The 26499-nt window shown below is 57.5% G+C and carries 24 protein-coding genes; 13 read left to right on the top strand and 11 right to left on the bottom strand.

Annotated elements, in window-relative coordinates; genetic code table 11:
• The coding region (locus U9R25_04110) for a glycoside hydrolase family 31 protein (protein MEA3335068.1) at positions 1–1961 on the top strand (1961 nt) is incomplete at its 5' end.
• 99 nt (positions 1962–2060) lie between these two features.
• On the opposite strand, the gene U9R25_04115 is transcribed toward U9R25_04110, so the two are convergent.
• The 3 genes from U9R25_04115 to U9R25_04125 form a co-directional block, all read right to left on the bottom strand.
• Positions 2061–2468, bottom strand: coding sequence for a hypothetical protein (locus U9R25_04115; GenBank protein ID MEA3335069.1), 408 nt, complete (start codon positions 2466–2468; stop codon positions 2061–2063).
• Between the two features lie 448 nt (positions 2469–2916).
• The gene (locus U9R25_04120; protein ID MEA3335070.1) at positions 2917–3477 is read right to left on the bottom strand and encodes an AAA family ATPase; all 561 of its coding nucleotides are present in this window, start codon (positions 3475–3477) and stop codon (positions 2917–2919) included.
• The gene (locus U9R25_04125) at positions 3474–4664 is read right to left on the bottom strand and encodes a dihydrolipoamide acetyltransferase family protein (protein ID MEA3335071.1); all 1191 of its coding nucleotides are present in this window, start codon (positions 4662–4664) and stop codon (positions 3474–3476) included. Before U9R25_04125 ends, U9R25_04120 begins: the two co-directional genes overlap by 4 nt.
• Positions 4665–4683: 19 nt before the next feature.
• Here U9R25_04125 and U9R25_04130 point away from each other — a divergent pair, with 19 nt between their 5' ends.
• Entirely contained in the window at positions 4684–5229 is a 546-nt protein-coding gene (locus tag U9R25_04130; protein MEA3335072.1) for a hypothetical protein, read from the top strand.
• A 218-nt stretch (positions 5230–5447) separates the two neighbouring features.
• On the opposite strand, the gene U9R25_04135 is transcribed toward U9R25_04130, so the two are convergent.
• The 5 genes from U9R25_04135 to U9R25_04155 all read right to left on the bottom strand — a co-directional run bounded on the left by U9R25_04135 (position 5448) and on the right by U9R25_04155 (position 11550).
• Entirely contained in the window at positions 5448–6197 is a 750-nt protein-coding gene (locus tag U9R25_04135; GenBank protein ID MEA3335073.1) for a hypothetical protein, read from the bottom strand.
• A 414-nt stretch (positions 6198–6611) separates the two neighbouring features.
• Positions 6612–8018 (bottom strand): sulfatase, encoded by a 1407-nt coding sequence (locus U9R25_04140; GenBank protein ID MEA3335074.1) that lies wholly within the window; start codon positions 8016–8018, stop codon positions 6612–6614.
• Positions 8019–8039: 21 nt separating this feature from the next.
• Positions 8040–8879 carry a carbohydrate ABC transporter permease gene (locus U9R25_04145; protein MEA3335075.1) on the bottom strand — a complete coding sequence of 280 codons (840 nt, stop codon included), beginning with the start codon at positions 8877–8879 and terminating at the stop codon, positions 8040–8042.
• A 7-nt stretch (positions 8880–8886) separates the two neighbouring features.
• Complete coding sequence (locus U9R25_04150) at positions 8887–9828, bottom strand: sugar ABC transporter permease (GenBank protein ID MEA3335076.1); 942 nt, start codon at positions 9826–9828, stop codon at positions 8887–8889.
• A 117-nt stretch (positions 9829–9945) separates the two neighbouring features.
• The gene (locus U9R25_04155; protein ID MEA3335077.1) at positions 9946–11550 is read right to left on the bottom strand and encodes an extracellular solute-binding protein; all 1605 of its coding nucleotides are present in this window, start codon (positions 11548–11550) and stop codon (positions 9946–9948) included.
• A 349-nt stretch (positions 11551–11899) separates the two neighbouring features.
• Here U9R25_04155 and U9R25_04160 point away from each other — a divergent pair, with 349 nt between their 5' ends.
• The 8 genes from U9R25_04160 to U9R25_04195 all read left to right on the top strand — a co-directional run bounded on the left by U9R25_04160 (position 11900) and on the right by U9R25_04195 (position 20450).
• Entirely contained in the window at positions 11900–12673 is a 774-nt protein-coding gene (locus U9R25_04160) for a DeoR/GlpR family DNA-binding transcription regulator (GenBank protein MEA3335078.1), read from the top strand.
• 208 nt (positions 12674–12881) lie between these two features.
• Entirely contained in the window at positions 12882–13652 is a 771-nt protein-coding gene (locus U9R25_04165; protein ID MEA3335079.1) for an alpha/beta hydrolase, read from the top strand.
• A 107-nt stretch (positions 13653–13759) separates the two neighbouring features.
• Positions 13760–16276 carry a family 78 glycoside hydrolase catalytic domain gene (locus U9R25_04170; protein ID MEA3335080.1) on the top strand — a complete coding sequence of 839 codons (2517 nt, stop codon included), beginning with the start codon at positions 13760–13762 and terminating at the stop codon, positions 16274–16276.
• Positions 16273–17565 (top strand): amidohydrolase family protein, encoded by a 1293-nt coding sequence (locus tag U9R25_04175; GenBank protein ID MEA3335081.1) that lies wholly within the window; start codon positions 16273–16275, stop codon positions 17563–17565. Before U9R25_04170 ends, U9R25_04175 begins: the two co-directional genes overlap by 4 nt.
• A 52-nt stretch (positions 17566–17617) precedes the next feature.
• Positions 17618–18598: an ornithine cyclodeaminase family protein gene (locus U9R25_04180; protein MEA3335082.1), complete on the top strand. Its 981-nt coding sequence runs from the start codon at positions 17618–17620 to the stop codon at positions 18596–18598.
• Between the two features lie 44 nt (positions 18599–18642).
• Positions 18643–19059 carry a nuclear transport factor 2 family protein gene (locus U9R25_04185; protein MEA3335083.1) on the top strand — a complete coding sequence of 139 codons (417 nt, stop codon included), beginning with the start codon at positions 18643–18645 and terminating at the stop codon, positions 19057–19059.
• Between the two features lie 4 nt (positions 19060–19063).
• Complete coding sequence (locus U9R25_04190; GenBank protein ID MEA3335084.1) at positions 19064–19447, top strand: Rid family detoxifying hydrolase; 384 nt, start codon at positions 19064–19066, stop codon at positions 19445–19447.
• Positions 19448–19463: 16 nt separating this feature from the next.
• On the top strand, positions 19464–20450 hold the full coding sequence (locus U9R25_04195) for a dipeptidase (GenBank protein MEA3335085.1): 987 nt from the start codon (positions 19464–19466) through the stop codon (positions 20448–20450).
• A gap of 7 nt (positions 20451–20457) precedes the next feature.
• Here U9R25_04195 and U9R25_04200 read toward each other — a convergent pair whose 3' ends face one another.
• The 3 genes from U9R25_04200 to U9R25_04210 all read right to left on the bottom strand — a co-directional run bounded on the left by U9R25_04200 (position 20458) and on the right by U9R25_04210 (position 21731).
• A complete protein-coding gene (locus U9R25_04200; protein MEA3335086.1) occupies positions 20458–20736 on the bottom strand; it encodes a hypothetical protein in 279 nt (92 codons plus the stop codon).
• A 228-nt stretch (positions 20737–20964) separates the two neighbouring features.
• The gene (locus U9R25_04205) at positions 20965–21300 is read right to left on the bottom strand and encodes a hypothetical protein (GenBank protein MEA3335087.1); all 336 of its coding nucleotides are present in this window, start codon (positions 21298–21300) and stop codon (positions 20965–20967) included.
• On the bottom strand, positions 21297–21731 hold the full coding sequence (locus U9R25_04210; protein MEA3335088.1) for a LacI family DNA-binding transcriptional regulator: 435 nt from the start codon (positions 21729–21731) through the stop codon (positions 21297–21299). The genes U9R25_04205 and U9R25_04210 overlap by 4 nt, the downstream gene beginning before the upstream one ends.
• A 482-nt stretch (positions 21732–22213) precedes the next feature.
• Between U9R25_04210 and U9R25_04215 the strand changes: the two genes are divergently transcribed.
• The 3 genes from U9R25_04215 (at position 22214) to U9R25_04225 (ending at position 26484) form a co-directional block, all read left to right on the top strand.
• Positions 22214–24619: a pyruvate formate lyase family protein gene (locus U9R25_04215; protein MEA3335089.1), complete on the top strand. Its 2406-nt coding sequence runs from the start codon at positions 22214–22216 to the stop codon at positions 24617–24619.
• Positions 24620–24627: 8 nt separating this feature from the next.
• The gene (locus U9R25_04220) at positions 24628–25563 is read left to right on the top strand and encodes a glycyl-radical enzyme activating protein (GenBank protein MEA3335090.1); all 936 of its coding nucleotides are present in this window, start codon (positions 24628–24630) and stop codon (positions 25561–25563) included.
• A gap of 102 nt (positions 25564–25665) precedes the next feature.
• Complete coding sequence (locus U9R25_04225) at positions 25666–26484, top strand: hypothetical protein (GenBank protein ID MEA3335091.1); 819 nt, start codon at positions 25666–25668, stop codon at positions 26482–26484.
• Positions 26485–26499 lie beyond the last annotated feature (15 nt).

Raw genomic sequence — 26499 nt, forward strand, 5'->3', positions numbered from 1 at the left:
GCACCGAAATACTGGACGCCGCCGGGCGTAAGGTGACAGAGGTGGGAGGGAGACAGAAAACGCTGTTCTCGACCGTCCTCGATTCCTTTCCCAGCGGCCTGATCCACGACGAAAAGACCAACATGGACTACGCTGTGGAGAACTTCACCCTGGCCCCTGGCGAGGCGATCTACGGTTTCGGCGAGCAATTCTCGACCCTGAACAAGCGCGGGCAGACGGTGGGACTTTGGGCCATCGACGGCATGGGCAACACCAGCGGTCGCAGCTACAAAAATATCCCCTTCTTCATGAGCACCGCCGGCTACGGCGTCTTCGTCAACCACGTTCTGCCCATGACCTTTTTCGTCGGCAGCCGATCCTTCGTCCACAACCTGCTCGTGGCCGAGGGGGATAGCCTCGACTACTACTTTTTCTACGGGCCAACGCTCAAAAAGATCGCCGGCGCCTACACCGATCTGACCGGCAAATCGCCCGTGCCGCCCAAGTGGACGTTCGGGCTGTGGGTCTCGCGCATCAGCTACGACAGCCAGGAGGAAGTGCTGGAAACGGCCTGTCGCCTGCGCGCCGAACGTTATCCCGCCGATGTGATCAACGTGGACACCAACTGGTTCGAGGGGGAATGGCAGTGCGATTGGCGCTTCGGCCCGCGCTTCCCCGACCCCGCTGCCATGTTCCAGAAACTGCGCGAGCAGCACCTGCGCGTCTGCCTGTGGCAATGGCCCTACATCTGCGAGCATCTGGACATTTTCGAGGAGGCGCAGGAGAAGGGCGTGTTGGCCGAGGGGGGCAATTTCGACATGCTGCTTTTCAAGGTGCGCACCATCGACATGTCCAACCCGGAAGCGGCGCAATGGTATCAGGCGCAATTGCGGCGGCTCTTCGACCTGGGCGCAGCCGTGATCAAGGTGGATTTTGGCGAACATGTGCGCGACTATGAGCGTTACCAGGGTTACTCAGGCCGGGAGATGCACAATCTCTACCCGCTGCTCTACAACCAGGCCGCCTTCGAGGTCACGCAGGAATATTTTGGGCAGGGCGTGATCTGGGCGCGCAGCGCTTACGCCGGATCGCAGCGCTATCCGCTGCACTGGTCGGGGGACAATTCCTCCACTTTCGAGAACATGCTCTGCTCCCTGCGCGGGGGTCTCAGTTTTGGCCTGAGCGGCTTCACTTTCTGGAGCAACGACGTGGGCGGCTTCACCGGCACACCCAGTGACCGGCTCTACGCTCGCTGGACTCAGTTCGGCATCTTCAACTCGCACATGCGCCTGCACGGTGGCGGGCCGCGCTACCGCGAGCCCTGGAACTACGAGCCGGAGACGCAGGATATCTTCCGTCGCATGATCGAACTGCGTTATCGTTTCCTGCCCTACCTCTACAGCGAATCCCACCACAGTGCCCGCTCCGGCCTGCCCCTGCTCCGTCCCCTGGTCTACGAGTTCCAGGATGACCCGACCACCTTCAATATCGAAGATGAGTTTCTCTTCGGCCAGGCCGTGCTGGTGGCCCCGATCCTGACCGAGGAGGACGAACGCAAGATCTACCTGCCGGCCGGGCTGTGGGCCGATGGCTGGACGGGCGACCTCCTGACCGGTCCCTGCTGGATCGATTACCGGGCCGATTTAGACCGGGTCCCTTTCTTCTACCGCGGCGGCTACGCCGTACCTCAGGGCCCGGCCATGCAATACGTGGACGAACTTCCGCTTGATCCCCTCACCCTGCACATCGTCCCCGACGAGGCCGGCCGCGTCGCCTACACCATGATAGATGACGACGAAACTATAGCTGTCTCGGGCCAACTCCGCGATGGCATGCTCGATTTGCAGGTGGAATCCAGCCCGCGCGGGCTGGCGCTACACATCTACACCGCCGAAGAGATCGAGCGGGTGATGTGCAACGGGCAAGATGTAACGCCACGGCAGGTCAGCCCCCACCACTGCACCGCCGAGGCAAAAACATAAGGAGCGATCAACTTCGTCATACTTGACCGAACCGCCGGATGCGGCCCCGCTTGTCCGGTGGTGTGGGAGGGAGCGGTCAGGCCGTCCCCTTATCCCGATTCAATACATATCCGGTTGCCATTTCGTCAAAACCAGGGCTATCAGTAAACCGATATCAATCAGGACGCCCATCACCAACCACGGATGCCAGAAGAGGATCAGCAGCAGCAACGACAGGTAGGAGGAAACCACAGCAACCGTTCGCCAGATCGTGTTTGGCCCGGGCACCCCCAATACGCCCAGGCCAGCGAGGACAAAGCCGAATGTGGTCAGAACAACCAGAATAATGCCGATCCACTGAACAGCCGTAACACTCAATCCCAACCGAGGCAGCAGCCAACTTCGTTCAACCGTGGTGAAAAACGCGCCCGGTTTTTCGTTGGGATCAGCAGGATTGGGCGCGGCGGCCAGTCCGGCATGAACCAGTCCGTGAGCGATCAGAAAAATCGCGAACAGAATCTTCACCATTTTGCTTCTGCAGAAGCAACATACAGGAGGTGCAAAATGGCAAGGAAACAAACATACCAGGTCAAGTTGTCGCAGTCAGAACGAGACCATCTAAAGAATCTGGTGTCTACAGGTGAGGAGAAAGCGCGAAAGCTGACGCGAGCGCGGATTCTGCTCAAAGCGAATGAGGGCTGAACCGATGACCAAATTGCGGAAGCGCTGGATGTGGGTCGAGCGACAGTGGGACGGATACGGACACTGTATGCAAAAGAAGGGCTGAGCAGGGCACTCAATCGAAAAGCACCAGATCGGGAATACGAGCGCAAGATGGACGGGAAAACAGAAGCGTATCTGTTGGCGATGCTCCGCGAAAAGCCGCCAGAGGGACATGCTCGCTGGACATTGCGCTTGCTGGCTGAGCGTTTGGTGACCTTGGAGCAGGTAGAAATCGAGTTGCTTACCGCTAAGTTCAATGAGCAGAAATCAATAACTGATGAATGGTAGCCAGGGTTTCATCTACTGATCGATACGTGTCAATCACAAAATAGCCTTCTTCCGACGCTGGCTGCTCAAATGCAGCACAAATACGCTCGTATAGGTCATCCAAAGTGATGTCGATCTTTGCGCCGCTTCGTCCGCCCTCACCGATTTCCTCTATCCGCGTCCTGTGGCGCTGTTGCAGAGCCTCGTCATCATCACAACGGCACCAGATCGGGATCACTTTGTAGCCATGCTCGTTGCACCAACGAACGAGTTCGGCCCGTGGCTCTGCTAACATTGTGCCCAGTTCGACAAAAAAACACTCATTCGCTGATTGCTTGATGATTGTCTTTATACGCCTCACCAGGCAAGAACCTTCCTGGAACCACCGATTCAGGCTGATCTGGGATGGGGGTACAGAGCGGGTGAAAATTGCGTCAGCGAAGATGGCGTCCCCGGGACATACCTCCTGTAGGCGCTGAATGAGTGTGGTCTTCCCGGTGTAAGGAAGGCCGATGAAGATGACGACGGTTTTTATCCTCACGCTCATGAAACTGCGCTCTCCAAGAGCAGATCTGGATTCTGCATGATCTCGTCCATCCGGTTAAGAAAGCGACCGATCGGTTCGGCGTCTACCACCCGGTGGTCGGAACTGATACAGAAATAGCACATGGTGCGGACGGCAAATTCACCATCTACGACAACGGCACGCTGGCGACCGCGCCCCACACCCAGCGCACCGACCTGAGGCGGATAAAGCAAGGCTTGGAAAAAATCGATGCCCAAAGGGCCGGCATTGGAGATGGTGAAGGTCCCGCCTTCCATCTCAGCCAGGGTCAAACGGCCTGCTCGCGCTCGCTGCGTCAGTTCGTTCAGCTCGGTTGCGATTTCGAACAACGATTTTTGGTTTGCCTCGAGAATGACCGGCACAACGATGCCATCCTCGATGGCAACCACTATGCCGATGTGAACATTGTCGTCCAACCAGATGCTTTCGTCCTTCAGACGAGCATTAAGGATCGGCGCTTCTGCCAATGCCAGGGCCGAGGCTTTAGCCAGGATTGCCGTAAATGTAGGTGGTTTGTTTTGTGGCCAGTTCGACTCCGTTAGACCTTGACGAAAACGCAGAACAGAAGTTATGTCAATTTCTCGACAGAGAGCTGCCTGGGGGGACTGAATACTCTCCAGTGTGCGCCGGGCAATGGCCTGGCGCATCGGGCTCAGAGGAATGCGTTTACCCATCGTCGATGCAGTTTGCGCCGTCTCGATAGCTCGCAATACATCCTTGCGTTCGATGCGACCTCGCGGCCCCGTGCCTTCCAAATTTTGCCAGTCGATGCCTTTGTCCTCGGCCATACGCCTCGCTGCCGGCGAGATCTTCACCCGCCGAGGCTTGGGCATGGAGGATGGTGGAGCAGAAGTCGGCGATGGAGGAGGGTCAACTGCCGGGTGCGGGGCACTTTGTTCCATGAGGGCTTCGATGGCTGTGGCAGGTTCATCGGTGCTGGCGATGATGGCCAGCACTGCTCCCACAGCGGCATTCTCGCCAGCCGGCACAACGATAACCCTCAATACACCCGTAGCCGGGGCTGCAACCTCATCGTCAACCTTCTCCGACTGCACGATCAATATGGGATCATCGATCACTACCTCGTCCCCCTCCTTTTTCAGCCATTCGACGATCCGGCCTTCCTCCATGATCATGCCCCAGCGAGGCATGTAAACTGCGGTTGCCATTGCTCACTAGATGTGGTGGGTGGCGAATGGCATTTGTGGCAAGCGTCTGGTGCCACTACTGCCCACATTGGTAGAGGCCCTGGAACGCCATGGCGAACTGGATCTGGATGGTGAAACTCGGGAGTTGCTTCTGGAGATGAGTCCATCCACAGCTGATCGGTTGTTGCAACGGGCTCGAGAGCGAGCGGGGCGACACCGAGGTCACACCGGCACCAAGCCAGGTACGTTGCTCACGCAGAACATTCCCATCCGCACCTTCGCTGACTGGGGTGATGCCCAACCAGGGTTCACGGAAGTGGACCTGGTCCATCACAGCGGTTCATCCAGCCAAGGCGAGTATGTGCACAGTCTGGACATGGTCGATGTAGCCACCCGCTGGAGCGAATGCGTCGCCATTCCCAACCGCAGCCAGATCGCCGTTACCGACGCTATGGAGAGCGGCCGTCAGCGCCTACCTTTTCCCCTGCTTGGGATGGACTCCGACAACGGCACGGCAGCAGCCGATCCGAGAGGTAGCGAGTTTATCAACGTCAATTTGATGCAGTTGCTTCAGCCCGCAGCTTAATGCCCTGCATCATTTTGCGCTCCATCACAAAGGTGATTGGATCTACGAACACACGCCATCCCAGGATATTTCCAAAGTTTGGCTCTAGTCACACTGTGATTATAGGGGAAAGAGCATCGAAGGGGAACCTCCCTATTCACCGAGTTGTTTGACTTCTTACACATCGAAACCCCAGATAAGCTAAGCTGAGTTGCTTTGCTCTCGGCCACACCTTCCCATCATAGACAATAGCTGGTGGCGTCTTCGTGTCCTTGAATTGAAATTGCAGCCAGTTGCAGGCCGGCAATCCAGCCTTCGGTGCGTCTTTCCAGCGCGGCGATATTCTCCGCCGAAAGTTCCAGGCCCATCACCTGGTTGAGGAATTCCGCGGCCTCGGAGGAGGTAAAACGCAAGTCAGCGGCGCGCAGTTCGGTCAATTGACCCCGAGCGCGCAAACGAGCCAGGGGCAATTGTGGGTCATCGCGGGTGGAGATGACCAGATGCATCTGCGGCGGCAGGTGTTCGAGCAGGAAGGTGAGGGCATCATCGACCGGCGACGATTCTATGATGTGGTAGTCGTCGAGGATGAGGGTAATTCCATCGGGTATGGCGGAAACCTCGTTGATCAGAGAGGTCAGAACGATCTCGACATTCACCTCCCCTGGAGATTGCAGGGCTCTCAAGACACCCTGCCCGACGCTGCTTTCAATAGTTTGCAGTGCGGCTACAAAATAGGTAAGGAAGCGCGTGAGGTCGTTGTCACCTCCATCCAACGAGAGCCAGGCAACGCAGGCCCTGGGGTTAAGCTGTTCGCTGTCAACGATCCACTCACTCAGAAGCGTGGTCTTACCGAAACCTGCTGGAGCGGAGAGGATGGTTAGCTTATTGTGTCGGCCGGCGTTTAACCGTTGAACAAGGCGCGGGCGTGAGACCACATTGCGGCGGACACGGGGTAGATTGAGCTTTGTCCTCAGTAGAGGCGCAGACATGACATCCTTCCTGGTCGGAGTTGGCAGAACCTGCAGACGAGATCGTGCATGTCACCACAATAATCTTACCACGTTTTCTGTTTATCCGCAGGCCTGCATGTCATATCCGGGGCGATTCTATTCGGCCTGTTGAATAGGATCGCCCAAACTGTGACTTTGCCGCCATTCGCTTATCATTCAGCCAGGCCCCCACGTTGCCAGCGTGAGGGCAGACGCCAGACCAACACGAATCGCCCCTGCAGCGCCACAGGAAGTACAAAGATGTCCATCGACACGTGTGAAATCTCAACCCCACCAGCCCTCTGGTCCCCCGCCGACAACCTCAGTCCCTGCGTCCGCCAATTGCGCGGGCAGTTCTGGGATTTTTACAATCGGGATTAGTTTTTACACGGTTCAGGTGGGATTATTATGGTTTCACTTCCACGGATCTCGCCATCTCCGTTTTATCCCCTCATTCACTTCCACATAGTGCGTGAGGCCATCCCGTTCGAGGTATATCCGACCATCTAAAAACTCGTCGCCCAGGTCATCCAGGCGTTGTTGCAAGCGAATTTCCAACGTTGCCTGAAGTTCCGAGTAGGCTGGATTGTTGATCAGGTTTTTCATCTGGTAGGGATCAGTTTCATTGTCGTACAGCAACCAGGGGCCATCGAAATTGCGGACGTAAGTGTAGCGGATGGTGCGCAGACCGCGATAGGCGTTCATGCCCGTGTACAACAGTTCGGTGAATTCGGCGGGCATGTTCAGAAACGCCGCTTCGCAACCATCTGGTTGGGTTTCATCACGGAAGTAGGGCGACCAGTCACGGCCTTCGACGGTGTCGGGGATGGGCAGACCGCACAGGCCCAGCAGGGTCGGCATCATGTCGGGCGTGTCCAAGGGGATGGAAAGCCTGCTGCCTTCGTTTCCATGCAGCTGGGGCCAGCGCAGCAGGAACGGCACGCGGATCGATTCATCCCACGGAAAGAGCTTGGTCTCCAGACCCTGCGAACTGCGCATGTCTCCGTGATCAGAGGTCCAGACCAGAATCGTATTCTCTTCGATCCCGGCCTCGCGGATGGCGTCGAGCAGGATCGCCAGGCAGTCGTCGAGGGCGGCGATGTGGGCGTAGTAGCCGCGTAGATCTTTTACCGCCTGCTCACGGAATTCGGGCGGCACATTGGCGCGCAACTCGATCTCGCGTTCAGCATATCGCTCCCGATATTCGGGCGGGGCGGTGTGCAAGGGAAAGTGCGGGGGCCCCCAGGATAGCATCAGGAGAAATGGATTCTCATTTTCCGAGTGATTTTGGATGTAGTCGGCAGCATCACGGCTCTGGGCAAAGGCATCATAGCCTTCCCATTTGCGCGGCGTGGGATCATCGTTGAAGAAATAGGTGGAATCGTTATAGTCGTGATTGCACTCAAAGCCTTTCCAGTACTCAAAGCCCAACTGATACGCCCTGGGCACATAAGATTTCCGTCTTTCAAAGTGTCCTTCAGGACTTCCATAAATGTGCCACTTGCCGATATAAGCCGTGTCGTAGCCGCCATCGTTGAAGGCGCGGGCGATGGAGTCGCAGTTCGGATTCAGCTCAGTGTCATTGATGTAGACGCCGTGTGTGAGCGGATACTGGCCGGTCATCAGACTAGCGCGGGAGGGGCAGCACACCGAGCAACCCGCCACGGTGTGTGTGACATCGATACTTTGCGAAGCAAGTTCGTCGAGAACAGGCGTTTCGCAATTGGCGTCGCCGTTGTATCCGGTTGCCTGCGCTCGCCACTCGTCGGCAAAGATGTAGATGATGTTGGGACGTCTTACTGAAGGTTCGTGTTCAGTCATGATTTGATAAGAGCTTCGGGATCACATCTTCACCGCGCCCGATGTCAGCCCCGCAATAAACGTGCGCATCGAGAATATAAATAGCAGCACGAGTGGTATCGAGGCGATGACCGAGGCTGCCATGGCTTGCCCAGGCTCGGGGCGGACATTGATCTGAGCGTCAGTGAATGCCACGAGCCTCTGCGCCACGGTCTGCAAATCGGGGTCACTGAGAACAAGAGAGGGCCAGGCGTAATCATTCCAGTGGAACCATACTTCAAAAATCGCCATAGCGCTCATGATGGGCCAGGAGAGGGGCAGAACAATGTGTGCATAGATCGACAGATGCCCGGCCCCATCCAAGCGGGCGGATTCAAACATCTCCTCGGGGAGTGTTGCGAAAAATGTGGTCAGGACGAAAATGACGAAACTTTGTTGAGCGGCGTAGGGGAGGATCACCGCCCACAGCGTATTTAGCACGCCCAATTTCACGATCAGCATAAAGCTTGGGACCAGGATCACCGCAGACGGGATAGCAAGCACCCCCAGGACAAAGAAGAAAAGCAGTTGACGCCCAGGAAAGACATAGCGCGAAAGTGCGTAAGCGGTGAGGGAGCCAAATAAGAGAATAGCAAAGGTTGAGATACCGATGATAATGAGATTGTTGAGAAAAGATTGGGCCATCACCCCCCAGGCAACTTCATAATTATCGAAGTGAAAGGGTAGACTGGGCGCCAGGGGATTCATCATGTACTGGTTGAAATCTTTTCCCGAAATAATCAGCATGATCAGGATGGGCAATGCTGTGGGAATGGCCAGAAGCAAGAGCGCCAGATAGGAAAGATAGTAGCCGCGCCAGTGTCTGTGTAGTCGGTGCATCATATCACTCCTACAAAGCCTCGTTTGATTCGCGTGTCACACGCATCTGTATCATTGTCACCAAGAAGACAACGAAAAACAGAACAACGCCGATAGCGGATCCATAGCCGAGATTGAAATCACGTGAGATCGTATGGTACATCCTTAGTCCGGGCAGCATACTGGCCCAACCTGGCCCACCATCCGTCATAATCAGGGGTAACTCAAAACTGCGGAGCCAGAAGATGATCGTGAGCATTACCAGCAAACGAATCTGGCCGCGCACCAGAGGCAGTTCGATACGAAAGAAGCGATTGATGCTGCTGGCCCCATCGACAACCGCCGCATCCAGCAATTCCTGGGGGATGCTTTGCAGGCCGGCCAGGTAAATCAGGAAATTGAGACCCGCCACCCAGGGGAATCCGACAAAAGCCAGAGCGCCCAACACGGTGTTGCGATCGCCTAGCCATGCTCGGGTAATACTCTCCAATCCGATAGCGTCGAGCATGATGTTGATTCCCCCATCAACGGAGTACAGCCACCGCCAAACCAAAATTGTAACGACGACCGGCACGATCATCGGGAACACAAAATACACGCGCAGCCAATATTTGATGCGCTGGTGGGGCAGATGGAAAATCAAAGCCGCCGCCGCAAGAGGCATTGTGATCACCACGCCCACATTGAACAAGGTCAGGAAAAGCAGGTTTCCGGCTGATGCGATTAGCCGTTTATCGTGGATAAGTTTGTCGTAATTGGCCAGGCCTGCCCAACTGATATTCTTGACATCCCAGTAAGTGAACGAGTATACAAAGCCGGAAATGGCAGGATAATAGAAGAAAACGAGAATCAGGACAATGGTGGGAAAAGCAATAAAGTAGAGGGGCCAATGGCGTTTGATCTGGCGGACAGGAGAACGCCGTGGCCTGGTTGGCGCCTGGGGAATCGGTTCGGGAGGCAGTTGCACAGCCATAACACCAGCTCGTGTCCCTAAATAGGTGAGGGGGTAGCAGGTTATAAAACGAGACCCGCTACCCCCATGTTGCTTCAGTCAATCTGTCAGGATATCATCACGTAAGCGAACCATCCATTACCATTCATCGGCATTCCATTCAGGATGTTCTCGAATCAGTTTCTCTACATCCTCATCCATGATAACCTGCAACTCTTCCATGGCTTCTTCCAGAGTAAGGGCGTCGCCCATGTAGTCCTGTAATAGCTTGCTGGTCAGCGCTCCGACGTCCTGGCCAAGCGTATGGACGTAGAAGGCGCGGATGCCATTCTTGAAAGCGCCCGGCTCGAAGAAACCACGCATTTGTTGCCAAGTCTGTGGCTGGTCGGGATACACTTCCTCGATGGAGGTGCCAGGCTCGAAACAGGGTACAGGCTGATGGTCGCACCAGTACTGGAGTTGTTCCGGCGCTGTTGTGTATTGGACCAGGTCTTTCGCTACGTCCAGCTTTCCATCCTCCACCGTGGTCGCGGGAATCATGAGGAATTGGCTGCCGCTGGCGGCGGCGCCAGTGTTACCCACGCGGCGGATAAAGACATCGTCAACCAGGTCACTGGTTTCCGTTGTCAATGGCGGCTGGTAGAAGGTGCCCCATTCGAAATCAATGTCAGGGTTGCCTGCGACGCGGCCGATCCAGAGATTCATCATATGTTTCATGGCCACTTCACCCTGAACCCAGGGATCTCCTTCTGCCGGGGGCGCCAGGAAGCCCTCTTGCCACATAGGCGACCAGTCTTTGACGATCTTCCAGCTTTCCATGAAACGTGGATCATCTGCCCGGAATTTGCCGGTCTTGATGCAACGGGTCATCTCTTTCTGGCTGATGTTGTCGAAAGGCTCATCAGTATCACATTCCCGGATCACATCATCCATGAGCTGATCGACGAAGGCATAAATCGGCCAGTCGATTAGCCATCCCAATGGCCCCGCCATCGGCTGATTGAACGGCGTGTATCCGGCATCCTTGATCTTTTGCTGGATGTCCATGAATTCGGCCCAGGTTGCAGGTGGCTCCACACCGACTTCGTCGAAAATGTCTTTGTTGTACAAGAACGTGGTTACGCCCGTATCGCCTGTGAGTGTCGGACCCACAAAGTACGTCTCACCGTCGGCTCCACTCCACTCCCGGAGGAGTTGCGCGTCCTGCGGGAAATCTTCCCACCAGGTGGCGTTGTCGCTGTAGGGGTTGGGCTGTTGCATGTCTTCGGCGAAGTCATAAACCAGCTCGGGGTCTTTGTAATCATCTCCGGGGAAATAGATCATAACGACATCAGGCAGGGTGCCGGCAAGCATGTGGGTCTTGATCCAGGTGAAGCGTTCGGGCACGCTGGCGCCGCCGATGAGTTCGTACTTGAGATCGATGTTGGGATGCATCTCGTTCCACTGTTGCAAGATCTCGTGATAGGAGTAGGCGGAATGCTGCGGATCGGCATCGATCTGCCCCCAGATGGCCATGGAGAGTTCGCCCTCATACTCGTCGGCGGCTGACTTGGGCTCTTCTGGTTCGGGTGGCGCTTCGGGCTCGGCGATTGGCTCCGGCTCTGCTTCCGCTGGCGCTGCGGTTGGCTCGACCGCTGGCGCCTCTGTCGCCTGGCCGCCGCAAGCCGCCAGGCTAAGCGCCAGCACCGCTATCAACATCCCGATAGCCAAAATGGTGAAAAAGCGAGATTTCTGAGATGGCATGGTCAATCCTCCTGATTCTGGGGTTGTTCCTCGGGGCGAGGTAAACAAATGGTTGGATATGAAATCATCATCCTTAAATTACATCAATACCATCATAGCACAGTACAGACTCAGACGTCAAGCAAATTTAGTTAAACTGAAAGCAAAACGAAAATAAATCTAATCCCATTGACACAGAATCGAAAGCTCGTTATAATAAGCGACCAGTAGATATGCACGGCAATCCCCTCACCATCCCACTGGAATCGGAAACAGCTAGCTCCGTCACATTGGAGCGGTTGGAGCAGTACGACGTCATTCGCGTGCAGATAGTCGATCAAGATCAATTTAACACTGGAGACATAGAAAGATGCTAGCGCCTGAACGCCATAACCAAATCGAAGCGATACTTCGAGACAAACAAACGGCGAGCGTTGTCGAACTCAGTGAAAGGTTGAAGGTGTCGCCCGTGACCGTGCGCCATGACCTCAAGCAAATGGCGGAACAGAGGCGGTTGGCGAGAACCCACGGCGGCGCTACGGCTATTGATCTTCAGCTAAACGGCGAGTTCAGTTTCGGGCAGCGTAGGATGTTGAAGTCCACCGAAAAGCAGCGCATCGGTAAACTGGCTGCAAGCCTGATCCGCCCCGTGGAATCGATCCTGCTGGATTCCAGCACCACAGCGCTGGCGGTGGGAGCAGCCATCAAGCGCCACCCCGATTTGGGCGACCTGACCATCGTCACCACGGGTGTGCATACCGCGCTGGCTGTGACAGGAACGCCCGGCATCACCACCATTCTAGCGGGCGGCATTCTACGAGACGTGACCGGCTCCATCACCGGGTCGCTGGTGATCGATGTGCTGGAAAAGATCAACATCCACAAATCCTTCCTCGGCGCCTGGGGCCTGACCTGCGAGGCCGGATTGACGGACACCAGTCTGGAGGAGGTGGAACTCAAGCAGCGCATCATCGCCCGCTGCCCGGAAGTGATCATCGTCATCGATAGCAGCAAGTTGGGGCGAGTAGCGCTGGCAAGCTTCTCTTCAATCGAAGAAATCTCCCGGCTCGTGACGGATGATGGAGCACCACCGGAAATTATCCGAGAGATCGAAGCACGAGGCGTGGAAGTGCTCATTGCATGATATCCCTTGACATTCTAATCGCAAACTGATAATATGGGATAATGAGCAAAATACGATGCAAGACCTGAATAGCCACAACGGTTGATGATCGAGGCTCACTCGGCGCCAACCCTGAATCTTTGATCCTCAATCCTTCATATCTCCCAAACCCGCTCCATGTCTCCGACTTTGCATCATGCCAAACCTCCACCACATCCCTTCCGATAACTTGACCATCGTCGCCGAAACCTTCGGTTCTGGCCCGCCCATCATCTTTGCGCACGGCTTGACCGGCAATCGCCATGTCACCCGCAAGCAGTTCACCCCCCTGGCCAACCACTACACCATTGTCATATTCGACCAGCGGGGCCACTGCGACTCGACCGCTGTGACTGATCCCGCCCTGTATGATGCCGAACACATGGCCGCTGATATGGCGGCGGTGATGGATACGCTGGGCATCGAACGAGCTATCGTCGGGGGCGAGTCCATGGGCTCGGCTACCACGCTGATGTTCGCGCTGCGCTGGCCCGAGCGGGTCGAAAAGTTGCTGCTCACCGCCCCGGCCTTTGGTGATAAACCTAATCCGGCGGTGGCAGACATTCAGGCAATGGGAGAGGCCATTGAAGAAGTGGGCATCGACGCCTTCCTGGCCGCCTCCGCCGTCAGCCAACGCGATGAATTAGGCTGGCCGCCAGAGGTCATCCAGGCCGTGGCCGAGATGCAGGGATCGCACGAGACGCACAGCCTGGCCACCGCCTGCAAGGCCGTCATCGACTGGACGCTGTTCGACGATCTGAATGTGCTGTCCGCCCTCGCCATGCCCGTATGCATCATCGCCTGGGACGACGACAACCTGCACCCGCTCTCGCTGGCTCAGCGCATGGCCGAAAGCTTCCCAAACGCCCGCCTGGAAATGCTGCCCTCGCTCATGGCCCTGTTCCTCACGCCCGAAATCATCGGCGAGATTTACGGGCGGTTTCTGGAAAGCGTCGATTGATACGGGAAACATGTTGCGTGTTGCGTTGAACGTTTTCCCCTCCGACCTCCGAACTCTGATCTCCGCAGGGCAACCGCAAGGTTGCGCCCCTACCGAACTCCAATCTCATGCCCCCTACCCGCTTCAAACCCCGCGCCGAATGGATCTGGCGAGAACGTGGCGTTCACGCTGTGCCTTTTGGAACGCCCGGATTCTCCGCTGAAGATGAGCGTAATCGCTACATCTATTTCCGGCGTGAATTCACCGTCGAAGACAATGTGCAGAGCGCCCAAGTCCACACTTCTGCTGATGGCCGCTATCAACTTTATGTCAATAGCAAATTGGTAGGTCGTGGTCCTGCCCGCTGCAACACCACCGAGCAACAGGTGGACCCCTACGATTTACGCCCCTATCTTCAACCCGGTCCCAACGTCATCGCTGCACTCGTGCATTCGTATGGGCAGCCGACCGCTTGGTACGAACCACCGTTGTGGGAACACAAACTCGCCTTTGGTTGCGGTGGCTTCTTCCTGCAGGGCGACGTGGTGATGCAGCAGGATGGTCGAGAAACAGTACAGCGCCTGGACACAAATGCGTCCTGGCGGCATCTTGTTTCTGAGGCATGGAAACAAGATGCACCTTCTGGCAGTCTGGGCTTTCTGGAACTTTTCGATACTCGTTTAGCGCCGGTGGGCTGGAGCGGGATCGAGTTCAACGCCGCCGATTGGACGTCCGCCGAAGTGTTGCGGGTGCCAGGTCGCCATTTTGTCAACGACATCACACCCTTTACTCTCCTGACCGAGCGTGACATCCCGCCGCTGTTCGAGGAAGAACGTTGGCCGGAAGCAGTCCTACTGGTGGGAGAAGTGAAGAATGCAGCGGGCGTGAGGGGCATTGCCAGCCGCCTGGAGGCGGAGCCTCTGGTCGAGCCAGACGCCTGCCAGGTGCAGGAGATCGACCAGGCCATCGTTGCCGAGAGGCTGGCTGAGATCAGCACCACGCCGGGGCGCAGCGTTTCGGTCGTGTTGGATTTCGGTCGCACGGTCTCGGGACGAGTGCGTTTCGACGTAGATGCTCCGGCGGGAGCGATGGTCGATTTCACCTACAGCGAACGGCTGCAAGAAGATGGCCGGGTGCTGATGCACAAGGGCATTCCCGGTTTCGATGAACGCCCGGCTCATCAGGTCATCCTGCGTGAGGGCCGACAAAGCTGGGAAGCGTTCGAGTGGGCGGGGTTCCGCTATCTCCAACTCACGTTCCGGCACTGCCTGCAACCCCTGCGAGTGCACGGCATCAGCCTCAATTTCACATCCTACCCGGTGCAAGAACGAGGCCGCTTCAGTTGCTCAGACGATCTGCTCAATCGCATCTGGCAAACCGGCGCTTACACGCTGCAACTCTGCATGCAAGACGCTTACATCGATTGCCCCAGTCGCGAGCAGCGCCAGTGGATGGGCGATGCCTACGTGCAAGTCCTGATCAATTTCATGTCCTTTGGCGATGCCCGACTTGCCGCCCGCTTGCTGCGGCAGATCGCCCAGTCACAGCGACCGGATGGCATTTTGATGATGTGCGCTCCCGGCGATTTCGCCATCGGCAAGTTCATTAACATCCCCGACTTCAGTTTGTACTGGCTGATGACGCTGGGCCGTTATGTCGAATACAGCGGAGACATCTCCCTGGCGTCTGATCTCTATCCCACCATTCTCAAACTCCTGTCCTGGTTCGAACAATTCCTGGATAATGACCTACTCACGGACATGCCCCACTGGGTTTTCATCGATTGGTCAAACCTGGACAAGCAGGGCCAGGTAACGGCGCTGAACGCCCAGTTTGTCGCCGCCCTGCGCGCAGCCGCCCATCTGGCGATCTTGCTCGACCATCCCGCTGACGCCGACCGTTGGCATGTCCTCGCTGATCGAGTGGCGACAGTTATCAACGAGCAGTTGTGGGACGATAAGCGGGGCGTTTACGTGGATGCCCGGCGACAGGATGGCCTGAGCCGCCGGGTCAGTCAGCAGACCAACGCCGCCGTCATCGCCTTCGATGTAGCCCCTCCCGAACGCTGGGAGCGCATCCTCAACACCATCATGGACACCGAGCGCCTGGTGTTGACTCGTGTGGGAGAGCACGATCTCAGCATAGTGGCTTTCGATGAAGAGCACGATGTCGTGCGGGCCCAGCCGTTCTACTCCCACCACCTGCACCGAGCACTGAGCAAAGCTGGCCGACAGATGCAAATGGTCGGGAATATCCGGCGACGGTGGGGTGAAATGATCGAGAAGGGGGCGCAGTCCTGGCGGGAGACATGGCAGATCGATGATCTTACCAGCCTGTCCCACGCCTGGGCCGGAACCCCGACCTTTGATCTATCCACCGAAATTTTGGGCATAACCCCCACCAGTCCTGGTTTTTCGACCTTCCGTGTCGCCCCACGCCCCGTCGACCTGACCTGGGCGAAAGGCGCTGTCCCCACGCCACAAGGCGATATCGAAGTGGCATGGAGGAAAAAGGATGCAACATTCACGTTGAAGCTGAACGTCCCGACAAATACCAGAGCAGAGGTATTCTCTCCATTCGATGGCTCCAGCTTGATGTGTGAAGAGGGAACCCATGAGCTTGATTTCCCAAATGATAGATTATGACAATTCAAACCCGACTGGCGCAACACATCCTGGAAACCCCACTGTGCGACACCCACGAACATCTGTGGAGCGAGCAGGAATTCGTCCGCCAGGAGCCTGACATCTTGCAGACCCTGTTTTCCGGAGGATACGTCACGGCCGATCTGGTTGTAGCGGGCGCATCCCCAGAAGATGTGGAGGCGCTGGTGGATAGTTCGGATCCCAACATTGGCGCGCGCTTTCAGCAGATCGAACGAGCCTGGAAAGCCGTTCAGCACACGGGCTACGGCGAAGCCGTCCGTATCACCGCCCAAAAGCTCTACGACATTGACGACATAAACTCAGAGACGCTGGAAGCCGCCCAAGTCATGCACACAACATATCTTGGTCCGGGTAAGCGTTTGCTGCTACTACGAGATGTCGCCAATCTCGATCATGTACAGATCGATGATTTTACCTGGTCGTGTCTACCGGATGCAGCGGGGCCGGATTTCTTCTTTTCCGACATCTCATGGTGGAAATTCTGCTGCGGCACGCCTGAAATCGACCTTTTACAGGAGGAAATCGGTGTCGAAGTGGTTGGTCTGGCCTCCCTGCGACAAGCGATGGAAATCATTTTTGAACGATTCGCCAGCACGGCCATTGCGGTCAAGGCCCAGCACGCCTACAATCGAACGTTGCAGTGGAGAGAACGCAACGATGCCGAGGCATCCCGAGCGCTTTCCGTCTATCTTCAGAAAGGAGCTGAGTTCAGCACGGAAGATAGCCTTTGTCTGGGCGATTGGTGCTGGGCCAGAGGCGTCGAATTGGCGACCGATTACGATTTGCCGTTCAAGATACACACCGGATACTATGCCCATTACGGACATATGCAAACCAGCTACATCCAAAGTGGACACTTATCCGACCTGCTGATCAAGTATCCCGACCCCCGATTTGTGCTCATGCACGCTGCCTATCCCTACAGCAACGAATTGGTGGCGCTGGCGAAGCATTTTCCCAATGTGTACGCCGACCTGTGTTGGGCATGGAGCATCGATCCATACAGCGCCTCCGATTTTCTGCGGCGCTGCATCCATGCCGTGCCTGCAAACAAGATATTCGCTTTTGGCGGCGACACCCGGTGGCCCGGAACGGTGGTCGGCTATGCGGCCCAGGCCCGCATCTGCCTCACGCGAGCGCTCCAAGCCGAAATCGACGATGGTTTCCTGAGCGAAGATGACGCCATCGCCCTTGCCAACCGATTCATGAGAGATAATCAGTATGACTGCTTTCGGTTGGACGAGAAAAGAGCTACGATGCAAACGTGACCTAAGTTCTCTTGACATTCACAATTCACAATTCACCATCAGGAAAACGCCCATGTCCCTCTGGCTCAACCAAAATGATGTCCAATCTCTACTCACCATGCCCGACGCTATCGACGCTGTGGAAGAGGCTTTCCGCCAACTGGCTGAAGGTGACGCCATGCTGCCCCAGCGGGTCGGTGTTGGCGTAGCCAAACATGGCGGCGGCGGTGCGGCCATGCCCGCCTACGTTGGTGGCGAAGTCGACGGTCTTGGCGTCAAAGTCGTCACTCTGTTCGTGAACAACGCCAGGCTCGGCCTACCGGTCGTCAATGCCACCATTTTGTTGCTCGACCCCGCCACCGGCCAACTCCGGGCTGTCATGGATGGCGGCTACCTGACGGCAGTGCGCACCGGGGCGGTTAGCGGTGTGGCCACCAACTATCTGGCCCGTGCGGACGCCTCGATTGTCACCATTTTCGGCGCGGGGGTGCAGGCCCGCAAGCAACTGGAGGCCATGTGCGCCGTTAGGCCAATCGCCAAAGCGCTCGTGGTCAATGTGCAGCCCGAAACCGCCAAACGTTTTGCCGATGAGATGAGCGCTTCTCTTGGCGTCGGCGTACGACCCGCCGCCGATACCCGCAATGCCGTCGAGGCTGCCGACATCATCATCACCGCCACTAGCGCCCACGACCCGATTTTCGACGGAAGTTGGGTGCAGCCGGGAACTCATATCAATGCCATCGGTTCGCATGCCCCGGCCTGGCGAGAACTGGACACCACCACGCTTCAGCGCGCCAAGGTCATCGCCGACCAAGCCACCGCCTGCCTTGCCGAAGCGGGCGACCTGATCATCCCCATCCAGAAGGGAGCGATCACGGAAGAGCACATCTACGCCGAACTTGGCGAGATCGTGGCCGGGAGCAAACCAGGTCGGGAGGGTGACGACGAAATCACCTTGTTCAAATCAGTCGGTCTTGCCATCCAGGATGTGGCGGTCGCCGCTCTGGTGTATCGAAGGGCGCAAGAAGCAGGCGTCGGCCAGATACTTGGCTGATAATCGTTCGCTTGTTTTCTCACTCCAACAGGAGCCCCAGCCGTATGGACAAACAACAAGTCGAACAGATTTTCGCCGCGTTTGAAGCCAAAGACATTGAGACCGTCATGGCTCAGTTCGCCGATGATGCTGTCGTTACAGATCCCCACTATCCTATTCCAGAAATGGTCGGGAAGAAAGCCATCAGGCAGGGCTTTGAATGGGCGCTGGGGAATATGGAGCAGGCCGGATTCAAGGTGCTCCGCCTCTGGTCTGACGGCGATTCAGGTGCAGTCGAGATGGACACGCACCATGTGTTCAAGGGCGGGATGGAGATGAAATTTACGCAGGTCTTCGTGATCGAGATACGGGATGGCCTCATCACCCGCCTTCAATCCTTCGGCCCCTATCGTCCGGGCGGTGTAAGCGGCATGATGCTGAAGACAGTCGGTTTCTTCTGGCGACGGAAGGGGGAAGGATAAGGCGATGAAGCAATCCATCCAGACCGATCAGGCGCCGGCGCCCAGAGGTCCTTATTCACAGGGCATTGTAAGCGAAGGCCGGCTGCTGTTTGTTTCTATGCAAGGCCCATTTGATCCTGTCACTGGCGAAGTCAGCGGCGAGACTTTCGAAGAGCAGGCGACGCAAGTTTTCGCCAACATCCAGGCCATTGTGAAGGCTGCCGGTGCTTCGCTGGCGGATGTGGTCAGGGTGACGGTGTTTCTGGCCGATTGGCGGGATTTCGCTGCTATGAACGACATTTACTCGGCCATTTTTCCTTTACCCTACCCGGCGCGCACCCCCATCCCTGGCGTTCCTCCCGGCGTGCTCATCACTGCCGAGGCTATCGCCATCCTCCCCCTCCACTAATCAAGGAACCATGACTATGTCCTCAAGTATTGCTTCGCAACTACATCAAGAAAGCATCATCATCGACGGCCTCAATGCCAGTTGGTTCCCCGATCCGCGCGTGCTCCAGCACTTGCACGAGGGCGGTGTCACAGCGGTGAACGCCACCATCGCCGCCTGGCACGACCCCCTGGAAACGCTCGACCTGTTCAGCGCCCTCCTGCCGCTGTTCGAGCAGCACAGCGACATCATCATGCAGGTCGAGTCGGTGGAAGACATCGCTGGGGCCAAGGAAAGCGGTCGGGTGGGCATGATCCTGGGCTTTCAGGACACTGCCCCCATTGCCGACAATTTGGGACTGCTCAGTGTTCACTACAAGCTGGGCGTGCGTATCATCCAACTCACCTACAATCACGAAAATCTGGTGGGTTACGGATGCCAGGCCCCAGAAGATGGCGGGTTGACGGGCTTTGGCCGGGAGGTGGTGGCCGAGATGAATCGTCTGGGCATCTTGGTGGATGTATCACACTGCGGCCCGCGCACCACCCTGGAGGCCATCGAAACCTCAACAACACCCATCGCCATCACCCACGCCAATCCACTCGCCCTGCTCGATATGCCCCGCAATAAAAGCGACGAGGTCATCCGGGCGCTGGCGGAACGGGGTGGCGTCATCGGCGCGGTGCAATTTCCGGCTATGGTCACTCGCCAGTTTCCGGCCACGGTCGAGACTTACGTCGATGTCATCGACCACCTGGTGCGTGTGGCGGGAATCGATCATGTGGGACTGGGGCCGGATTTCATGGAATACATGCCAGCGGAAGTAGCGGCGGCAGCACTAAAAGGACTGCCACCCGAGGCGATCAAGCAGTTTGCCGCCATCCCTCCCATGCAGGATTTCGAAACGGCTGCAAAGTTCCCCAACGTCACGGCTGAGCTACTCCGGCGGGGCTACGCCCCAGAGGACGTAAAGAAAATCATGGGTGGAAACTGGTTGCAATTGTATGAAGAAGTCTGGACTTAATGGAAGTTTACTGCAATTGACGGCACGAAGCACAGAAAATTGCGAAAGAGAGAGTTTTTACATGATACAGGTGTTGGTCGTTGGCAAGCGTGCCAAAACCTGGATACCAAGACCATGCAGAAGATGGTCCAGGCACTAAGAAAGAGACGTCTGCGCTGTCGCCAACACAAGCGACCACCCCCTCGACCAGCAGGCGATCAATTTCGATAATGTCATTGCCATCCTGGATGACGGACACATGTTCGTACTTGCCTATGTCGATTTGCGTTACAATATGCTCTGCCATGGTTTGCCTCCTTTGGCTGATAGGGCCCGCGTCCTGTAGACACGGAATCGGTTTGGTGATCTAACCCTATCTAACCAGATCTGGCGTACCATGGCAACAACCTACATTCGCCTGCTACCTTATATCACCAGCGTGACATTCCTAAAAGTGTCAGGTAGCTAAATCAGGGATTGTAGTGTGAGTCACTGCCCAGATGAGCTTCCCGTAGCCAACCAGGAACGATTGCGCTCATATCCAGTGCGGAGCTTCACCGGCATCGCACAGCCAGATCAGCATATCCCCTTCGTCACGGTTATCCCAGGCGTAGTAGGGAACGGCCTTGAACGTAACAGGGGATGTGGCAGCCGGCGTGTTGCGGTAGAGAGCCCCTTCCCATCCAGTTTCTTCAGCTTGCAGCGCGTCCCCTGTGATTGTGACGACGGCACCCAGCAGGTCTTCCTCGAAGGCGTCTTGCAGGTGACCCTGTCCGGGCAGGCAAATGCCGTGGACGTTACCTGGGTTATCAGTGCCTTCGAGACAGTAAACGATAGGGCCGCGCTGTATGGCCACGCGCTTATTGTTCATACGTACCTGCGGATGCGCATAGACTCGTTCAACCGGCATCGCCAGTCGCAGGGTGATGTAGCATAGATATAGTTGCCCAAGGATGCAAACAAACGCACAATATTGGGAGGGCAGCAGGCGCAATCATACCATTCCTGCCGGTGCCCGGCCGTGAGTAAGTGGTCCTGGATGCCCCGGACAATCAAGGGGGCAAAGTTACTGGAGATATTGTCCACGATGATGCCGACCATGGAACTGTGTTTTGCGCGCAAGCCCCGCGCGAAGAGATTTGGATGGTAACCCATTTCTTGCGCTAGCTTGATGATGCGTTGTTTGGTCTCTTCGCTGAGGGGAGGGTTGCTCCCTGTCAAGGAGCGAGATACGGTAGCCACAGAAACACCAGCGACGTCGGCTATTTCGGGATCGAGCATGAACAGATAGTCATAGTCCAACCGCCCCTGTACCCGCACCGCCGAGTCGCAACTTTGAAACTCGTGAACCCTCTGCTATAATCGAAATGGCTTTGCAGGCAGCCTTGTCTACTTATCCACTTGTCTACTGTCTTGAAAATAAGCGCTTTTGCGATAGGCGGACATCATCCCTGCGAAAGCGGCATTGATTCCTGGACTCCCGCGTCCGCGGGAGTGACGCGGCCGGGTGGCCTGTCTGAAAGACGCCCGAAAGGCCGGAGACGTGTTGGTGTCAACCGCATCTGCATTTTCATCATTGCTGGTGTGCCAACGATCATGTTGACTTGTCTACTTGTTTACTTGTCTACTTGTCTACTTGTCTACTTGTCTACTTGTTGACTTGTCTACTTGTCTACTTGTTGACTTATCTACTTGTTTACTTGTCTACTTGTTTACTTGTTTACTTGTCTACTTATCCACTTGTCTACTTGTTTACTTATCTTCTTCTTATCGGAGATACAAAAATGTCCATCGACACGTGTGAAATCTCAACCCCACCAGCCCTCTGGTCCCCCGCCGACAGCCTCAGCCCCCGCGTCCGCCAATTGCGCGAGCAGTTCTGGGATTTTTACAATCGGGATTACACCAACGAGGTGCGCTCTTTCAGTTCAGGCTCCGCCTGGGACCATGTCTACTCACCCTGGAACTGGACCGGCGCTCCGGAGATGATGATGTTCTTCGCCGGCGCAAAGGCTTACTTGTTGGCCGATTCTACTCCGGTGGAACTGCCGTCCGCTTTCTGGGATCAGCCGCTGGTGGTGCGGAGAGCGATCTTTTTCAAGCGGGTGTTGGAGGAGTACTTGCCGGTGCAGATATTGGCCGGGGAACTCGTTGTCGGCTCTCACTTCTCGACTGCCTTCTCCCGCACGCTGACCCGCGCCGAGGCCCGCCCCTTTGCCCGCATGGAAAAGCGCTTCATGGCGGAAGTGCAGCGGCTGGACCGGGTGGGCGTGGGCAACTGCGGCGCCATCCCCGGACACCTCATCCCCGACTATCCCCGCATCCTGCACCACGGCTGGCAGGCCATCCAGGCCGAAGCGGACGCCATCGCGGCCGACCCGGCTGCCACACAGGATAAACGAAACCTGGCCCGCGCCATCTCCATCTGCGCTGACGGCGTGCGGGAACTCACCAACCGTTACGCCGCGGAAGCCGAGCGCCTGGCCGTTCAGGAGACCGATCCCGCCCACCGGGCCGAACTCAACGAAATAGCCCGCATCTGCCGCAAAGTGCCCTGGAATCCGGCCGGGACTTTCCCCGAGGCGCTTCAATCCCTCTGGCTGACCCACATGCTGGTGCTGATCGCCGAAAGCTATCCTGGCCCTGGCGTCTCGCCTGGCCGTATCGACCAGTATCTCTTCCCCTACTACCAGGCCGATCTCGAGGCCGGCCGTCTGACCCGGCAGCAAGCCAGGGAGTGGCTGCAATGCCTGTGGGTCAAACATAACTACGCCTACGACTACCAGGGTTGGGTGGGAACCAATCAGGGCATCAACGCCTCCTTCGGCCAACTCATCACCCTGGGCGGCATCGACGAGCATGGCGAGGATGCCAGCAATGACCTCACTTACCTGCTCCTGGATGTGATCGAGGAGATGAACCTGCTGGAGCCCAAGCCCAACGTCCGGCTTCACGCCAAAACCCCCGACCGCCTGCTCGACCGGGTGGTGGACATGGTCGCCGAGGCCCAGGGCAGCCCCTTTTTGCTCAACTTCGATGAGAACTCGATGGCCGGACTGCGCTGGCAGGGCTTGCCTGAATCCGACCTGTGGGATTATGCCCCGGTCGGCTGCCTGGAGAACACCTTGCAGGGCAACGACCGCTCCGGCACGGTAGACGTCAACATGAACATCGCCAAGGCCGTGGAACTTACCCTGCACGATGGCAAAGACACCACCAGCGGTGAACAGATCGGCCCCCGCACCGGCGACCCCCGATCCTTTGCCACCTTCGGGCAGTTCTTCGCCGCCTTCCAGACGCAATTGAAGGCAATCATGGAGCTGCTCATCGCCGCCAACGATATCGCTGACAGCGGCCGGGCGCGCTTCGAGCCGACGCCCTACGTCAGTGCGCTGGTGGATGGCTGCCTGGAGAACGGTGTGGACATCACCGCCGGTGGGGCGCGCCACAACTACCTCACTATCGAAGGGGTGGCTCTGGCGACCACGACCGACAGCGTGGCCGCGGTCAAGAAACTGGTCTACGATGAGGGATCAGTGACAATGGATGAATTGGTGCGGGCACTGGACGCCAACTTCGAGGGCTGCGAGTCGCTGCGCCAGACGCTGTTGAACAAGGCCCCCAAGTACGGCAACGACGACCCCTATGCCGACGATCTCGCCGGTGAGATCAGTCGCTTCTGGACAACAGAGGCCTTCCAACACGTCACGCCCGAGACCGGCAAGCGCTACCGGGGCGGTTATCTCTCCTGGAATTACTGGGTGGCCTACGCGCCCAAAACAGCGGCCACACCCGATGGCCGCAAGCGCGGCCAGTTCCTGAGCAACGGCGTCTGCCCGGTCAACGGCGCCGACCGTCTGGGCCCCACCGCTGTGGTCAAAAGTTCCGGCCGTCTGGGACTGGAGACCGCCCCCAACGGCAGTTCTCACACCATGAGTTTCTCGCCCAGCCTGTTGGCCAGTTCCGAGAATCGTCGCAAAATGGCGGGGCTGCTGCGGGCCTATAACCTTGTCGGCGGCACCTGCTTGCAGATCAACGTCGTCAGTCCGGACACGCTGCGAGCCGCACAGCAGGATCCCGAGTCCTACAGCAACCTGCTGGTGCGCGTCACCGGCTACAACGCCTATTTTGTGATGTTGGGCAAGGAGATTCAGGACGAGATCATTGCCCGCGAGAGTCATGCGCTGTAGAAATCGTGATGCGTGCGATTAGCCTTACCGGCACAACCTTCAACATCCAACGCTTCAGCACCGAGGATGGCCCTGGCATTCGCACTACCCTCTTTTTCAAGGGCTGCCCGCTGCGTTGCGCCTGGTGCCACAACCCGGAAGGGATCTCTCCCCGGCCGGAGCTTATGTGGTATGACGTACGCTGCATCGGCGCCGGCGACTGTCTGCGCGTCTGCCCGGAGGATGCGCTGGAGCTGACTTCCCAGGGAATGCGCATTGATCGAGCCAGGTGCACTGTTTGCGGTGACTGCGCCGAAGCCTGTCCATCGGCTGCGCTGGAGATCATTGGCCGGGAGTGGACGCCGGAGGCTCTGTTCGCCGAAGTACAGAAGGACGCCATCTTCTACGAAACCTCTGACGGGGGGGTCACCCTCTCAGGCGGTGAGCCGATGGCCCAGGCCGACTTTATCCTGGACCTGGCCCGTCTGTGCCGCGGAGCGGGCATCCATGTGGTTCTGGACACTTGCGGGGCTGCAAGCTGGGCGCGCTACGAGCAGGCGCTATCCCTGGTGGATCTGGTATTCTTCGATCTCAAAATCTTTGACGGGAAGCGCCACCGGTCCGCCGCCGGCGCTGACAACGCCCACATCCTGGAAAACGCCCGCCGCATCGCCGCCGCCGGAATGCCGATGTGGATTCGCACGCCTATCATCCCCGGCTTCACCTCCGACAAAGCCAACATCGCCGCCCTGGGCGACTTCATCGCCGCCGAACTGCCCACGGTCGAACGCTGGGACCTGCTGGCCTACACCAACCTGGGCCAGGCAAAATACCATCGCCTGGAGCGACCTTACGCCCTGGAGGGAGCCCCGCTCCTGACCCACACCGAAATGGAAGCGCTGCACGCCGTCGCCGTCCAACGGGTTCCCGTCGCCGTCTGGTCGGGAGCCACGCGTGACAAATAACAATCAACAGTCAACGAAAAACGCCTCACGTTCATCCTGAGCCTGTCGAAGGGCACCACGTAGCACGCGTCACGTTTCACGTTTAACGCCTAAAGGTATCCCATGTCCATCATCGAAGCACAGCCCGGACTGATGAAAGCGCTCTCCGACGAGATGACGCCCAAGTTCCTCGCCACCCGCTCCGCCAACGGCATTCCCAACATCGTACCATGCACCTCCACCATGCCCGCGGGCGATGTGGAAGACCGTCTGATTTTCGGCAACTTCCTGCTGCGCAAGTCGATCGGCAACCTGGACAGCGACCCGCGCCTCGGCATCCTGGTCATCACCACTGATCTGGAGGGCTGGGTTCTGCAGGGGGATTTCGTGGGCTGGCAACGGGCGGGAGCCTATGTAGACCGCCTCAACAATACCGATCTCCTGCGCTACAACGCCTACACCGGCGTCCGCAACGCCGGCATCATCCAGGTGCGGGCGGTCCTGCACCATTTCCGCATCTCAAAAATGCGCATCCTGGCAGATTACCTGCTGGCCCGCGCCGCTGCCCGGCCTCCTGACGAGTTGGGCGAAGCGACGACGATGCCCCCGCCAGTGCGCGAGAAATTCAGCCCGATCACGGCAGTGCGGATTTTGGCGTTTCTGGATGGCGAGGGATACCCGGTGACAGCGCCCGCGCTCTCCCTGCAACCCGCCGGAGACAGCGCTCTGGTCTGTGCAGAGGGATTGGCCGCTGACATGCTGGAACCGCTGGCTGTTGGCGACCCCATCGCCGCCTCGCTGCTTACACTCGACATCGTCTCCTTCCAGGCCAAAGGACGATGGCTGGGCAGACGACACCTGTTGGGAGCGCCTGTGGGGACGATGGCGGTAACCGCCGTTTACGCCGGGGGGCCGCCTATCCCTGGCCGGCAGGTGGCGTGAAGTTGGTGATTCTTC

This window comes from Chloroflexota bacterium, assembly GCA_034717495.1.
Classification (GTDB): Bacteria; Chloroflexota; Anaerolineae; order JAAEKA01; family JAAEKA01; genus JAYELL01.